This is a genomic window from Verrucosispora sp. WMMA2121 (genome assembly GCF_027460185.1).
GTDB lineage: Bacteria > Actinomycetota > Actinomycetes > Mycobacteriales > Micromonosporaceae > Micromonospora > Micromonospora palythoicola.
Map to the genome: position 1 here is coordinate 3,461,142 of NZ_JAPZBH010000006.1, position 15,219 is coordinate 3,476,360.

General features: G+C 71.6%; 10 protein-coding genes. 8 read left to right on the forward strand and 2 right to left on the reverse strand.

Going from position 1 to position 15,219, the window contains the following annotated elements:
* Positions 1-392: 392 nt before the first annotated feature.
* The gene (locus O7605_RS24485) at positions 393-3,137 is read right to left on the reverse strand and encodes a beta-L-arabinofuranosidase domain-containing protein (RefSeq protein ID WP_269741327.1); all 2,745 of its coding nucleotides are present in this window, start codon (positions 3,135-3,137) and stop codon (positions 393-395) included.
* Positions 3,138-3,612: 475 nt separating this feature from the next.
* Between O7605_RS24485 and O7605_RS24490 the strand changes: the two genes are divergently transcribed.
* From O7605_RS24490 to O7605_RS24505, 4 genes are all read left to right on the forward strand, one after another.
* Entirely contained in the window at positions 3,613-4,494 is an 882-nt protein-coding gene (locus tag O7605_RS24490) for a bifunctional helix-turn-helix transcriptional regulator/GNAT family N-acetyltransferase (protein WP_269741328.1), read from the forward strand.
* A gap of 81 nt (positions 4,495-4,575) precedes the next feature.
* Entirely contained in the window at positions 4,576-5,880 is a 1,305-nt protein-coding gene (locus tag O7605_RS24495; RefSeq protein WP_269741329.1) for a M48 family metalloprotease, read from the forward strand.
* A 104-nt stretch (positions 5,881-5,984) separates the two neighbouring features.
* Entirely contained in the window at positions 5,985-6,584 is a 600-nt protein-coding gene (locus O7605_RS24500) for a TetR/AcrR family transcriptional regulator (protein ID WP_269741330.1), read from the forward strand.
* A complete protein-coding gene (locus O7605_RS24505) occupies positions 6,581-8,209 on the forward strand; it encodes an isovaleryl-CoA dehydrogenase (RefSeq protein WP_269741331.1) in 1,629 nt (542 codons plus the stop codon). The genes O7605_RS24500 and O7605_RS24505 overlap by 4 nt, the downstream gene beginning before the upstream one ends.
* A 45-nt stretch (positions 8,210-8,254) precedes the next feature.
* On the opposite strand, the gene O7605_RS24510 is transcribed toward O7605_RS24505, so the two are convergent.
* Positions 8,255-9,337, reverse strand: coding sequence for a glycoside hydrolase family 19 protein (locus O7605_RS24510; RefSeq protein ID WP_269741332.1), 1,083 nt, complete (start codon positions 9,335-9,337; stop codon positions 8,255-8,257).
* A 321-nt stretch (positions 9,338-9,658) separates the two neighbouring features.
* Here O7605_RS24510 and O7605_RS24515 point away from each other — a divergent pair, with 321 nt between their 5' ends.
* The 4 genes from O7605_RS24515 (at position 9,659) to O7605_RS24530 (ending at position 15,218) form a co-directional block, all read left to right on the forward strand.
* Positions 9,659-11,770, forward strand: a complete 2,112-nt coding sequence (locus O7605_RS24515) for a cellulose binding domain-containing protein (protein ID WP_269741333.1) — start codon at positions 9,659-9,661, stop codon at positions 11,768-11,770.
* A gap of 194 nt (positions 11,771-11,964) precedes the next feature.
* Entirely contained in the window at positions 11,965-12,795 is an 831-nt protein-coding gene (locus tag O7605_RS24520; protein ID WP_269742741.1) for an alpha/beta hydrolase family protein, read from the forward strand.
* 120 nt (positions 12,796-12,915) lie between these two features.
* Positions 12,916-14,073 (forward strand): acyl-CoA dehydrogenase family protein, encoded by a 1,158-nt coding sequence (locus O7605_RS24525; protein WP_269741334.1) that lies wholly within the window; start codon positions 12,916-12,918, stop codon positions 14,071-14,073.
* On the forward strand, positions 14,070-15,218 hold the full coding sequence (locus O7605_RS24530) for an acyl-CoA dehydrogenase family protein (protein ID WP_269741335.1): 1,149 nt from the start codon (positions 14,070-14,072) through the stop codon (positions 15,216-15,218). The genes O7605_RS24525 and O7605_RS24530 overlap by 4 nt, the downstream gene beginning before the upstream one ends.
* The last annotated feature ends 1 nt before the right edge of the window (position 15,219 follow it).

Sequence of the window (15,219 nt, forward strand, 5' to 3'; positions counted from 1 at the left end):
GATCTCCCGGAAACGGGCGCGGTGAGTCGACCCGAACGCGGATCGCACGGATTGCGCGGTGAGTCGAGGTGTGCCGGTCGCCGATGACGGCGGCCGTTCTCCGAGGTGCGCGAAGATCCGTCGAGGCGTGCCCTTCCGCGCGGATTGACAGCGCGCGGCGTCTCGCGGGTGCGGCCCGGACAGGCCGCCGGGCGGGGGTCGGCGGGGTGACCGCCTCGGCCCGGTGGCCTCGAACAGGAGCGTGCCCGTTGCTCCTTGCCCCGAAGCTAGCATGTTATCGATAACATGCTCAAGCGATGATGGTGGATGTATGGGTGGTCCGGGACGACGGCCGAGGCCGTCGGACACGACCCGTGGGTGGTGCCCGGCGGCCTCGGTGACGACGGGTCAGCTCAGATGAAACGCCAACGGTGGTCGCCTGCGCCGCTGTCGTCCCAGATCACGATCTGGGCACCCTGGCTGGAGGAGGCACCGGTGACGCCGAGGACCCGCCCGCCGTTGGCGGACTGGATCCTGAAGTAGCCGTTCGCGGCGTACCGCAGCCGCCACCGGTTGCTGGCCGCACCGTTGTCGGCCCACTGCACCACCCGGGCGCCGTTGCCGCTGCTGCCGTTCTCCACGCCGAGCACCTTGCCGCTGTGGGAGTTGCGCAGCCGCAGGTAGCCGCCACTGTCCACGATCGCGGTCCAGAGGTGGTCGGCGGTGCCGGTGTCGCCCCACTGGATCACCAGTCCGCCGTCGGCGGTGGACATGTTCTGCACGCCCAGCACGAGACCGGTGGCCAGGTTCTGGATCCGACGGGCGCCGTTGGGCACGAACCGCCACTGGTTGTCCGGCGTGCCGTTGTCCGGATCCTGCACCACGCGGGCACCCTGGGCGGTGGAGCCGTTCAGGGTGGCGAGCAGTTTACCGGTGTGCCCGTTGCGGATCTTGTGCGACCCGTCGCCGACGTCCACGATCGTCCACCGGTGGTCGGCCGTGCCGGTGTCGGACCACTGCAGCACCTGCGCGTTGTCGGCGGTCGACATGTTCTGCACGCCGAGCACCTTGGCACTGTTGGCGTTGCGGAACTTCACCGCGTTGCCGTCGACGACCAGCTGCCAGTCGTGGTCGGCGGTGCCGTTGTCGCCCCACTGCAACGCGGGCGCCCCGTCGGCGGTGGACATGTTCTCGATGCCGAGCACCAGGCCGCTGGCGACGTTGGCGAGCCGGAACGTCGCCGTCCCGGCGCCCGGGGACTGGCCGTTGGCGTTCCAGTAGACGGTGTAGTTGTGCCCGTGCGCGTCGTAGAACGGGATCAGGTTGACCGTGGCGCCGTTGGCGGTGGCGGTGAAGGCCAACGCCGAGGTGCTGGTGCGGTTGACCGAGGTGGTGGCCAGGGCGGGCAGGGCGGAGAGCGCGGTGTTGCCGTAGTTGCCGGAGAGCACCGCGGGGCCGTAGGTCAGGGCCACCACGTTCGGGTCGTCGTTGGCCGGCTGCACGATCACCCGCATCGGCAGGCGTACCGCGACCGTGTCGCCGGAGGCCCAGGATCGGGTGAGGGTGGCGTAGGTGCCCAGGGTGGTGGTGATGTTCTGCGCGGCACCGTTGACGCTGATCGTCGCGCCCTGCGTCCAGGCCGGGATGCGGATCCGCATCGTCCACGACCCGCCGACGTCGCCGGTCACGGTGAGGGTCGTGGTGTCGCTGACCGGGTAGGTGGTGCTCTGGGTGACGGTGATGCCGCGCTGCGACCAGGTCAGCACCGAGGGCATGAACAGGTTCACCGTGAGCGTGGTGTCGTTGTGGAAGTAGATCGAGTTCATCAGGGTGGTGTTGGTTTCCAGTTGCGAGCCCTGGCAGCACCAGAAGGAGTTGTAGTCGGTGCTCCAGGTGCCGCCGCCCCACGCCGGCCCGACGCCCCGTCGCCCGCCGGGGTTCAACGGGGTGAAGTACGTGATGTGGCCGTGGTTGTCGGCCGGATTCTGCGCCCCGATCAGGTGGTTGAGCAGCGCCCGCTCGTAGAAGTCGAAGTACGCGACCCGGTTCGGGTCGAGCAGCCACAGCTCCCGGGTCAGCTTGAGCATGTTGTACGTGTTGCACGCCTCGCAGGTGTCGTTGCGCAGGTAGCTGGCGATGGCGTTGGGCGCCCGGAAGTGTTCGGCCTGGCTGTTGCCGCCGATGACGTAGGTGTGCGCGTTCACCGTCATGTTCCACGCGTTGCTGGCGATGTCCCGGTACCGGGTGGTGCCGGTGGCCTTGAACTCGCGGGCCGCGCCGATCCACTTCGGTACCTGGGTGTTGGCGTGCAGCCCGTTGAGCTGGTCGGAGTTGGCCGCCAGCGGGTTGAACACGGCGTTGTGGTCGAACCGCTGGGCGGTGGTCAGCCAGCGGGCGTCGCCGGTCTGCTGGTACAGGTCGGTCAGCACGGCGTTCATCCCGCCGAACTCGGTGCCCAGCATGGCCTGCATCTGCGCCGAACTCAGTCGGCTGGTGCGCCAGTCCACCCAGCCGGCGAACGCCAGCAGGACGTCGCGGGCCTGGTTGTTGCCGATGTACCGCCACACGTCGAGCAGCCCGGCCAGGGTCTTGTGGATGGCGTAGTACGGCACGTTGCCGTTGTTCAGCGTGCGGTTCTCCACGGCGGTGAAGTCGGACTCGGGGAAGCCGCTGAGGTAGCCGGTGTTGAAGCCCGCGGCACCGTTGTTGGCCTGGCACTTGGCCAACTCGGCCACCATGTGGTTGGCCTTGTCCCGGCAGGTGGTGTCGCCGAGCACCGCCCACAGGTACGACCAGGCGCTCAGGAAGTGCCCCTGGGAGTGGGTGCGGAACGGGAAGTTGGGGGCCTCCCAGCCGCCCAGGGCCGCCGCACCGGCGGTGGACAGCCGGTGGTTGGCGCGGAAGTTGTAGAGCAGCCGGTTGACGTCGACGAAGCGCAGGTAGTTGACCGTGCGGTTCTGGTTGTCCAGCCAGCGGCTGGCGGTCAACCGCACCTGGCCCGGCTCGAAGGCGTACGCGGATACGCCGAGGTCGGGCCGCGCCGGGGGCAGCGCGGCACTGGCGGTGCCGTTGGCCAGTGCTGGGCCGACGGCGGTGGCGACGGCGGCCGCGCCGGCGGCCCGGAGCAGGTGGCGACGGTTGAGGGACGGGTAGGGCATCACGACCTCCGTGGTGGCGTGGGGGAGCGCCGCCCGACCCGGCGGGGGTGGTGGCCTACCGGGCGGCGAGGAACGGTGCGATGACGTCGACGCGTGGCGTGCAGCGCGCGTCGTCCGGACCCGGCGCGGGTTTCGCTGCGGTGACGACTGCCGCCATGTTTGTCGATGTTATCGCTAACATACGCGGCCCTTTATGGCTACCGCAAGACGTCGGGAACGGGTCCGGCGGGGCGACCCGAATTGACTCCCGACCGGGTCGCGGTCGGAGGGTGCCGAAGGCAGCCGGCCGGCGCTCCACCGAGACCGGCCGGGCGGTCGGCGACGGGGGTTCATGGTGGTGGCGGCGAGTGGTGACCGGGCGACGGTGCCGGGTACGTACTGGGCGTCCCTGGCGGTACCGACCCTGTGCCGCTCGTCCGGCAGCTCGGCCCCGGCGGGTGTCCGTCGCCCTAATATCTGACTAAAGTCAGCAATCGTGGATCGTGCACTCGTGGACGTGGTGCGGCGCTTCAACCGCACGGTGACCCAGCGCGTTGGCGCGCTTGACGACAGCTATCTCGCCCGCGATCGGCCCCTGGCGCAGTCGCGGCTGCTCTGGGAGATCGGCCTCGACGGTGCCGAGGTCGCGGCCCTGCGGACCCGGCTGGATCTCGACGCCGGCTACCTCAGCCGATTGCTGCGCACGTTGGAGGGCGCGGGCCTCGTCATGGTGGGGCCCGCTGAGGGGGACGGTCGGGTGCGGACCGTCCGGCTCACCGACGCCGGCCGCGCCGAGTGGCACCTGCTGGACGGCAGGTCCGACGAACTGGCCTGGTCGGTCCTCGCACCGCTCACCGACGGCCAACGCGCCCGGCTCACCCGCGCCATGGCCGAGGTCGAACGCCTGTTGATGGCGTCGCTGGTCACCATCGAACCCTGCCATCCCGGCGAGCCGCGGGCCCGCGCCTGCCTGCGCGCGTACGCGCGGGAACTCGCCGCCCGGTTCGACGCCGGCTTCGAGCTGGGGCAGGGCGGCGCCGACGAGCAGGAATACGTGCCTCCGGCCGGGCTCTTCCTGATCGCCACCATCTCGACCGAGGCGGTGGGCTGCGGTGGGCTACGGCTGTCCCCGGGGGAGCCCGCCGAGATCAAGCGCCTCTGGGTCTCGGCGTCGGTGCGCGGGCTCGGCGTCGGGCGTCGCCTGCTCGGCGAGTTGGAGCGGCACGCCGTGGCGGCCGGCGCCGTCAGCATCCGCCTCGACACCAACCGCACCCTTACCGAGGCCATGCGGCTCTACCGCGCCGAGGGCTACCAGGAGATTCCGCGCTACAACGACAACCCGTACGCCCACCACTGGTTCGCCAAGCCGCTGACCTGAAGCGCCCGCTGGCAGGTACCCGCCGAAGCCCGGCGATGGTGCGCCGTTGACGGGGACATAGCAGTTGATCACACTGTCGCGGTGCCCATCGCGCGTGACCGCATCCTGTCCGAGCCGCGGGTCGGCTCCTGCCCGAACTGCGCCAGCACCGAGCTGTGGACCGTCGTCGACCAGCCACCCTGGTGCGGGCGTTGTGAGTGGAATCTCGGCGTCGCCGCTTCGAGTGCCGTCGGCCGTCTCGGCCGGTCTCTCGAACGGCTCGATCGTCGTGCCGGGTTCCGGGCGGACCGCCGCCTGGCCCAGATGGCCACGCAGTTGGGTGCTTCCCACTCCTGGCTGACGCCTGCCTTCCTGCTGCTCGGGCTGGTCTCGTTCGTGCTGGTGCTTCTTCCGGTAGGTGCGCTGGCCGCCGCCGTGTGGCTGCTGGTCGACGGCGTGGGCCCGTTGATTCTGCCGCTGCTGCTCGCCGCCGTTGCCTACGCGCTGCGTCCCCGCCTGGGCAGCGTCCGACAGGTGGTCAGCGGCGCCTACCGGTTGACTCCGCAGCGGCAGGCGGCGCTGCACCGTCTGGTCGAACGGGTCGGCGACTCTGTCGGCGCACCGAAGCCCGACATCATCGTGCTCAACGACGAGTGGAACGCCGCGGCGGCAGTCGTCGGGGCACGCAGGACCCGAGTCCTGCTGCTCGGTGTCCCGCTCTTGGTGTGCCTGTCGCCGCAGGAGATGGTGGCACTGATCGGTCACGAACTCGGACACTTCCGCTGGGCCGACTCACGCCGTCGTCTCCTCACGCAGCCGGCCCGGACCTTCTTCGGCATGCTCGCGACCGCGACCCGGCCGCCACACGGGGACGCGCACGACAGGGACGTGGCGGGCATCTACGCCCTCGTCTACACACTCTGGCAACTGGTCGGAGGTGTCGTCAGTTGGCTGCTGTTCGTCGTACACCTCGCGATGAACACGCTCGACGCCCGGGAGGGGCGTCGAGCGGAGGTGCGTGCCGACGCGATGGCGGCGAGTGCGGCGGGCAGCAGCGCGGCTCTCAGCATGATCGACGTCTTGGCGTTGTCGCCTGTGCTGGCGCCTCTCGTCAGCGCGCATCCAACGCCGGGGGTCGCGATGGACGTCTGGCGGCGGGCCATCGCCACCACCCGTGCGGAGCAGGCAGTGCGGCTGCCGATGCTGCGTCAGCTCACCATCCGCGAGCACGCGTCACTGCTCGCCAGCCATCCGGCGCCGGGCCGGCGGCACCAGGTGATCTCGGGAATGCCCCACCGGGACGCCTCGGTCGTGGTGACTCCCGACGAAGCGGCCTCCCTCGATGCCGAGCTGCGGCCATTCGTCGAGGCGCTGCGCAAGCAACTCGCGCAGGCGTACGACCTGTGACCGGAGCCACCTGAGGCGCACCCGGCGCGGACCGTGCCGTGCGGCGGTACCGGTCGTCGGGCGAGTGCTTGCCGGCAAGAAATGAATGATGGTTCAATCCTTTGGTGGCCTACCGGAGCACCGAGCGGGTGAAGGCGCGGCTGACCGCCTCGCGGGAACGCATCGTGGCCGCCGCGACCGGCATCCTGGCCGAGCACGGCTACGCCGGTTGCTCGGTGGCCGCCGTCGCCGCGCGGGCCGGGCTGGCCACCGGCAGCGTCTACCGGCACTTCCCGGCCAAGGCCGACCTCTTCGCCGAGGTTTTCCGCACCGCCAGCCAGCGCGAGGTCGACGCCGTCACCCGGGCCGCCGCGGCCGAGCGTACGGCCGCGGCGCGGGTCCGCGCGGTCATCGAGACCTTCGCCGGCCGGGCACTACGGTCACCACGGCTGGCGTACGCCCTGCTCGCCGAGCCGGTCGATCCGGCGGTGGAGGCGCAGCGGCTGGTCTTCCGGCGGGCCCACGCGGCGCTGCTGGCCGGCTACATCGCCGACGGCGTGGCCGGCGGTGAACTGCCGGCGCAGGATCCCGAACTGACCTCCACCGCCGTGGTCGGCGCGCTGGCCGAGGCGATGGTGGGCCCACTGGCCGCCGGTGTCGCCGGCCCGGACACCATCGGCGGCCTGACCACCTTCATCCATCGCGCGTTGGGAGTTCCGTCGTGAGCACACACGAGGTGTTCAACCAGGTGCCGCCGTTGGTCGGCCACGACACGGCGGACGAGCCCGCGCTGCTCGACGCGCTCGCCCGGGAGGGCGCCGACTGGGCAACGGCCGAGGTGCGCGAACTCGGCCGGCTGGCCGGCACCGAACAGGCCGCCGAGCACGGCCGGCTGGCCAACGACCATCCGCCGGTGCTGCGGACCCACGACCGCTACGGGCACCGGGTCGACGAGGTGGAGTTTCACCCTTCCTGGCACGAGTTGATGCGTACCGCCGTGACGCACGGCCTGCACGCCGCGCCCTGGGCCGACGAGCGGCCCGGCGCGCACGTGGCCCGGGCCGCGAAGTTCCACGTCTGGCGGCCCGACGCCGGTCACGGTTGCCCGATCTCGATGACGTACGCGGCGGTGCCCGCGCTGCGGCACGCCCCCGACCTGGCCGCCCGCTACGAACCGCTGCTCACCGCCCGCAGCTACGACTTCGGGCTGCGGGAGCCGCAGCGCAAGCGGGGGTTGCTGGCGGGCATGTCGATGACCGAGAAGCAGGGTGGGTCGGACGTGCGGGCGAACACCACCACGGCGCGCCCGACGCCCGACGGCAGCTACCGGCTGGTCGGACACAAGTGGTTCACCTCGGCGCCGATGTGCGACCTCTTCCTCACCCTCGCCCAGGCGCCCGGCGGGCTCACCTGCTTCCTGGTTCCCCGGGTGCTGCCCGACGGCACCCGGAACCCGATGCGGCTGATGCGACTCAAGGACAAGCTGGGCAACCGCTCGAACGCCTCCGCCGAGGTGGAGTACGCCGAGGCGGTGGCCTGGCGGGTCGGCGACGAGGGCCGGGGCGTGCGCACCATCATCGACATGGTGAACCTGACCCGGCTGGACTGCGTGATCGGCGCGGCCTCCGGCATGCGTCACGGTGTCGTCACCGCCACCCATCACGCCGCCCACCGGCGGGCGTTCGGTCGCTACCTCGTGGACCAGCCGCTGATGCGCAACGTCCTGGCCGACCTGGCGGTGGAGTCCGAGGCCGCCACCGTGCTGATGATGCGCCTGGCCGGGGCGACCGACCGGTCCGCCCGGGGCGACGCGGCCGAGACGGCGTTCAAGCGGATCGCCCTCGCGGTGGGCAAGTACTGGGTCTGCAAGCGGTGGCCCGGTCACGCCGCGGAGGCCCTGGAGTGCCTGGGCGGCAACGGCTACGTGGAGGAGTCCGGGATGCCGCGACTGTTCCGCGAGTCGCCGCTGAACTCCATCTGGGAGGGCTCCGGGAACGTGGCCGCGCTGGACGTGCTGCGGGCGCTGGCCGGCCAGCCCGAGGTGATGGCGGCGTTCCAGTCGGAGGTGGACGCCGCCGCGGGCGCCGACGCCCGGCTCGACGCGGCGGTCCGTCAGGTGCGGGCCGCCCTGGCCGATCCGGCCGATCTGGAGGTACGCGCCCGTCGGGTGGTCGAACAGTTGGCGCTGGTGTTGCAGGGCGCGCTGCTGGTGCGTCACGGCCACCCGGGGGTGGCCGACGCCTTCTGCGCGTCCCGGCTGGGCGGCGACCGGGGACATGCCTACGGCACGTTGCCGGCCGGCGTCGACTTCGCCGCGATCATCGACCGGGCCACCCCGAAGGTCGGCTGACCGGTCCGGCGCCGCCACGGTGGGCGGCGGCGCCGGAGCCGGGGATCAGCAGTAGAGGTTCGCTCCGGCGGGCACCCCGAGGATGCCCACGAACTGCTGGTACCGGGTGACCCGACTCTGCACCTGGGCGGGGTTGCCGCCGTTGCACTCGATCGAGCCGTTGATGCTGCGGATGGTCTGCCCGAAACCGGCCCCGGTGACCATCGCGCTGTGCGCGGTCATCGTGCCGGGCCCGTTCTGCGTCATCCAGTACCAGATGGCGGTCTTCCAGGCCACGGCGGCGTCGTTCTGCACCAGCCACGGGTTGGTCAGCAGCGGCAGCCCGAGGGCGTTGCCGGCCGCGTGGTAGTTGAAGTTCCAACTCAGTTGGATCGGTCCCCGCCCGTAGTACGCGGCCTGCCCGGCAGGGCAGCCGTACGGCTGGCCGCCGTCGCAGTAGTGCGGGTAGTTGGCGGTGTTCTGCTCCACGATGTGCACCAGGCCGCCGGTCTCGTGGTACACGTTCGCCAGGAAGGCCGCCGCCTCCTGCCGCTGCAGCGTGGCGCTGCCGGTGCGGGCGAACGCCGGGTAGGCGCTGAGCGCGTTGACCAGTCCGGCGTACGAGTAGAAGGAGTTGCGGTTCGGGAACATCTGGTGGAACTGGGCCTCGCTGACCACGAAGCCACCCGGGTTGGTCGGCGGCGGGTTGCTGGTGGGTGGCGTGCCCGAGCAGGTGTACGGGTCCCAGTACCAGGTGCTGATGATCGGGTCGTAGCCGGGATTGTCGTGCTCGGCGATGTAGTACTGGCCGTTGGTGTACCGCACGATGCTGCCGGCCGGGTACCAGGTGCCGGCGGTCCGGTTCGGATGGTTGCAGGTGCCGCCGGTGGGCGGCGGGGTGCTGCCGCCGCAGGCGCCGAGGTCCTGCCAGACTCCGGTGGTGCCGGGCGGCGCCTCGTTCTGGGTCCACCACTTCGCCTGGTAGTTGCGGCCGTTGTGGGACGCCTGCATGCCCGAGGTGTAGACCGCGGTGGACCGCCACCCGGCGGCACAGGCTGCGGCGGAGGCGGCGGTCGACGGGATGACCGCCAGCAGCGCGCCGGTGAGCGTCAGTGCCGCGAACGCGGCCAGGGCGCGCCATCTCGACATGCGATCACTCCTTTCCGAGGGGAGGGGACGTCGAAGGGCGGAACGACCATCGACGGGCATGATGGTAACACCTACTGTTCATAAACCTTACTATTAGTTCCGAGCAGTGAACCGGGCGTTGAGCCGGGCCCGTCGCTGTGGGATTCTTGGACGCCGATGCGTTGTCGCGCGTGTGAGTGACCGTCGCCCGATGGGCAACCGGAGCCGCCACGGTTCCGGGGGACGACGGCCGAGGACGGATTCGTCTCTGTTCCACCGGTCCCGAGCCCGACATGTCGGGCTCGGGACCGGTGGACCTCCGCGTGACCGCGAAGGAAGATCATGGAAATCTCGAACCGGCACGGAGTTCGACCCCTGGCCCCACCCCGGAGACCGGCCCGACGCGCGCCCGTCCTTGTCGCGGTGGGCCTGCTGCTCGGCAGCGCCGCACTCGTCGGCGTCGACCAGCCCAGCGCCGCGGCGGCCACCACGCCGGTGGCGGTGACGGTGAACGCGCGGGCCGGGCTGGCCACCGTGCCCGACACCGCGCTCGGCGTCAACCACGCCATCTGGGACTCGCAGCTGGGCACCACCGAGACCTCGGATCTGCTGCGGGCGGCCGGTGTGCAGATGATGCGTTATCCCGGCGGCTCCTACGCCGACATCTACCACTGGCGGGACCACACCGCGCCCGGTGGCTACGTGGCCCCCGGCACCGACTTCGACACCTTCATGGCCGGCGTGCGGCGGGCCGGTGCCCAGCCGATGATCATCGCGAACTACGGCACCGGCACGCCGGAGGAAGCGGCCGAGTGGGTCCGGTACGCCAACGTGACGAAGGGCTACGACGCCCGGTACTGGACGGTCGGCAACGAGAACTACGGCAACGGGCACTACGGGTCGGCGTGGGAGGCCGACCACCACCCCGACAAGAGCGCCACCTACTACGCGAACCTCGTGGTCGAGTACGCGGACGCGATGAAGGCCGTCGACCCGAGCATCAAGGTCGGAGCGGTGCTCACCATGCCGGCGAACTGGCCCGACGGGTTGACCGCGGGCGCCGACCCGGGCCCGTGGAACCAGACCGTGCTGTCCATCGCCGGCCAGAAGATCGACTTTGTCGACGTGCACTGGTACCCGGGCGGCAGCGCCGCCGAATCGTTGCCCCGCACCAGCCACATCACCGACGCGGTCCACCTGCTGCGGGAACAGATCACCAGGTACGCCGGGCCGGACTCCGGTCGAATCGGCATCAGCCTCACCGAGGTGAACGTCACCTCCCAGGGGATGACCAGCCAGCCGGCCGCGTTGTTCCTCGCCGACGCGTACAGCGGACTGCTGGCCAACGGCGTGTTCACCGTTCACTGGTGGAACGTGCGCAACGGCATCGGGCAGGTGTCGACGGTGGCCGGGCAGACCGACTACGGCGACTTCGGCATGCTCTCCAGCGGCACCTGCACCTCGGACGGATCGGTCTGCGAGCCGCCGTTGAACACGCCCTTCGCCGCGTACCACGGACTGTCCATGATGAGCCGCTTCGCCCGTACCGGCGACCAGTTCATCCGGGCGGCCAGCGACGAGCCGTTGGTGGCCGCACACGCGGTACGCCGGACCAACGGCGAGGTCGCGGTGCTGCTGGTGAACCGGGATCCGGACAACGCCCGGGAGGTCGACATCGACTACGCGGGCTTCGCCCCGTCGGGTGGGGAGCCGACGGTGCACACCCACACCAACGGGGCCACCGCCATCACCACCAGCCGCTCCGGCAGCGCGTCCAGTCGGACGCTGCCGCCGTACTCCCTGACCACGCTCGTGGTGGCATCGGCCGACCCGGGCGCCGGGCGGCCCGGTGCCCCGGGGCAACCCACGGCCACCGACGTCACCGACCGGACGGCGACGATCTCCTGGCCGGCGGCGACCCGGGGCGCGAGCCCGATCGCCAAGTACGAGGTGCACCGGCAGTACGGCGCGGTCAGTGAGCAGCTCGGCGAGACCTCGGACACCTCGCTCACCGTGGACAACCTCGTCCCCGGGCGCAGGTACACGGTCAACGTGCTGACCCGGGACACCGCGGGCCGGGTCTCGTGGGCGTCGCCGCCGCTGACCTTCACCACCGGCAGCCCGGCCACCAGCAGCTGCGGAGTCCGCTTCACCCGGACCACGGACTGGGGCAACGGCTACGTGGCGAACGTCGACATCGTCAACAACTCGGACACCGCGATCGATGGCTGGACGCTGACCTGGACCTGGCCGACGACGTGGCAGCGGGTGGGCAGCGGCTGGAGCGCGACCTGGGAACAGGTCGGTACCACCGTCCGGGTCACCGGCACCGACGGCAACCGTCGGATACCCGCCGAGGGCGGCACGAGTGCCGGCTTCGTCGGCGAGTACAGCGGGCCGAACGTCACACCGACCGCGTTCCGGCTCAACGGCACCCTCTGCACCGTCCAGTGAGGCCGCCGGCGTCGCCGGTGGAGCGATCGCGCTCCACCGGCGCCGCCGGGACTGGTGATTTTGCCGATGCGGTGCTGGCGGAGCGCCGCAAACACTGATCGCAGTCGATACCACTCCGACCAAAGGGAGTATCCGACGTGCGATCTACCACCACCAACCGTCCCCGTTCCATCTCCCTCCTGGCCCGGCTGGCGATGGCCGCCGTCCTGGCCACCGGTGGCGTCGTCGCCACCTCGTCCCCGGCCCAGGCCGCCAACCCGTACGAGCGGGGACCGGCGCCGACGAACGCGATCCTGGAGGCCAGCCGCGGCCCCTTCGCCACCTCGTCGACGAGCGTCTCCTCACTGGTCAGCGGCTTCGGTGGCGGCGTCATCTACTACCCGACCACCACCACGGCCGGCACCTTCGGCGCGGTGGCCATCTCGCCCGGCTACACCGCCTCCTGGTCGAGCCTGGACTGGCTGGGCCCACGGATCGCCTCGCACGGCTTCGTGGTCATCGGCATCGACACCATCACCCGGTTCGACCAGCCGAGCAGTCGGGGCCGGCAACTGCTGGCCGCGCTGGACTACCTGACCGAGCGCAGTTCGGTGCGCGGCCGGATCGACGCCAGTCGGCTGGCCGTGGCCGGACACTCGATGGGCGGCGGCGGCAGCCTGGAGGCCGCGGCGAGCCGGCCGTCGCTGCAGGCCGCGGTGCCCCTGGCGCCGTGGAACCTGGACAAGAACTGGTCGAACCTGCGGGTGCCGACGCTCATCGTCGGCGGCGAGTACGACACGGTGGCCTCGGTCTCGTCGCACTCCGAGCCGTTCTACAACAGCATCCCGGCCTCGACGGAGAAGGCCTACCTCGAACTCAACGGCGAGGGCCACTTCTTCCCCAACACGGTCAACACCCCCACCGCCAAGCAGATGGTGGCCTGGCTGAAGCGGTTCGTCGACGACGACACCCGGTACGAGCAGTTCCTCTGCCCGGGTCCGAGTGGCCTGGCGATCGAGGAGTACCGCGACACCTGCCCGCACTGAGGGCGGCCCGGGGCGGCCAGGTACGCGTCCGTCCCGGGCTCCATCCGGCCGCCGGTCTTCCGTCCCGTGGACCGGCGGCCGTATATTGCACCGACAGTGCAACAATGTTGGAGGTGGTGAGTGTCCGACCACACGGCCGACGGGCTGCGCCGGCTGGTCGCCGCGTTCCTGCGGACGCACGACCCGAGCGGTGACCGCACCGGTTTCCTGCGCGCCCGCTTCGACGCGGGGCTGGCCTGGGTGCACCATCCGCCCGGTCGCGGTGGCCTGGGCGCGCCACCGCACCTGCAGGCGGTGGTGGACGACGCCTTCACCGAGGCCGGCGCGCCGGACAACCAGCCCCGGCGCAACAGCATCGGGCTCGGCATGGCCGCGCCCACCCTGCTGCGGCACGCCACCGAGGCGCAGTGCCGGCGCTGGCTGCGACCGCTGTGGACCGGCGAGGAGGTGTGGTGCCAGCTGTTCAGCGAGCCCGACGCCGGTAGCGACCTGGCGAGCCTGCGTACCCGGGCGGTGCCCGACGGTGACGACTGGGTGGTCGACGGCCAGAAGGTGTGGACCTCCCTGGCCCATGAGGCGCGCTGGGCGATCCTGCTGGCCCGTACCGACCCGGCGGCGCCGAAGCATCACGGCCTGACCTACTTCGTCTGCGACATGACGGCACCGGGGGTGCGGGTGCGGCCACTGCGGCAGGCCACCGGTGAGGCGGAGTTCAACGAGGTCTTCCTGACCGGGGTCCGGGTACCCGACGCCCACCGGATTGGGGAGGTCGGGCACGGTTGGCGGATCGCCCGCACCACCCTGATGAACGAGCGCGTCGCCATCGGCGGACGGCCGCTGCCCCGGGAGGGCGGGATGGTCGGGGTGCTGGCCCGGTTGTGGCGGGAACGACCGGACCTGCGCACCGGCGGCCTGCACACGCAGGTGCTCCGCGCGTGGGTACACGCCGAGGCCGCCCGACTGGCCGCGCTGCGGCTGCGGCAGCTGATCGCCGCCGGCCAGCCCGGCCCCGAAGGTTCGGCGGTGAAGCTCTCCTTCGCCGAGCTGAGCCAGCGGATCAGCGGTCTGGAGGTGGAGTTGCGCGGCGCCGAGGGGCTGCGGCACGACGACTGGACGATGCGTCGTCCGTCGGCACCGGACCTGCTCGGCCGCACCGCCACCTACCGCTACCTGCGCGCCCGGGGCAACTCCATCGAGGGTGGCACGTCGGAGATCCTGCGCACCATCATCGCCGAGCGGGTGCTCGGGCTGCCCGCCGAGCCTCGGGTGGACCGATGAGCGACCTGCTCTACGACGCCGACGAGGAGGCGCTGCGCGACAGCGTCCGCGCGCTGCTGGCCGCGCACGCGCCGTGGCAGCGGATCCTCGCCGCCGTCGACGTGGACGAGCCGTACGACGGGGCGTTGTGGCGTCGGCTGGTCGACCAGACCGGGGTGACCGGCCTGGCGGTGCCCGTCGAGCACGGTGGCGCCGGGGCCGGTTTCCGTGAGGTCGCGGTGGTGCTGGAGGAGCTGGGTCGGGCGGTCGCGCCGGTGCCCTTCCTGGGTACCGTGGTGGCCACCCGGGCGCTGCTCGCCTGCGGTGAGTCCACCCTGCTGCGCCAGGTCGCCGCCGCCGAACGCGACGTGGCGTTGGCCGTCGGCCTGGCCACCGCGCCCGACGCGGATCCGGGGCCGGTCACGCTGGGGCCCGGTCAGACGCTGTCCGGCCGGGTACTCGGGGTGGCCGACACCGTCCCGCACGGCCTGCTGCTGGTTCCGGCCGCCGACGGGTTGTACGCCGTCGACGGCGCCGACCCGGCGGTACGCCGGACTCCCGTGGTGTCGCTGGACGCCACCCGACCGCTCGTCGACCTCGAGTTCACCGCCGCACCCGCCCGACCGGTCGCCCGCGGCACGGTGGCCACGACGGCGATCACGGCGGCGCTGACGGCGGGCGCGGCGCTGCTCGCCTCCGAGCAGGTCGGGGTGGCGCAGTGGTGTCTGGACACGACGGTGGACTACGTGCGGCAACGCCACCAGTTCGGCCGGCCGGTCGGCTCGTTCCAGGCGGTCAAGCACCGGTTGGCCGACCTCTGGGTGGAGCTGACCGAGGCCCGGGCGGTGGCCCGGTACGCGGCCGACCGCCTCGGCGCCGCGCCAGCCGACGGGCGGGCGGTCGGTTCGGAGGCGGCGCTGGCCGCCGCGCTGGCGCAGGCGTACTGCGGTCCGGTGGCGGTCCGGGCGGCGGAAACCTGCGTCCAGTTGCACGGTGGGCTGGGCTTCACCTGGGAACACCCGGCCCATCTCTACCTCAAGCGGGCCAAGAGCACCGCGATCGCCTTCGGCACCGCCGACCGGCACCGGGAGGCCCTGGCCCGGCTGGTCGACCTGCCCGGACCGGGCACCGGCGACGACGCCACGAATCGCTGTACCGGTAGGTAAC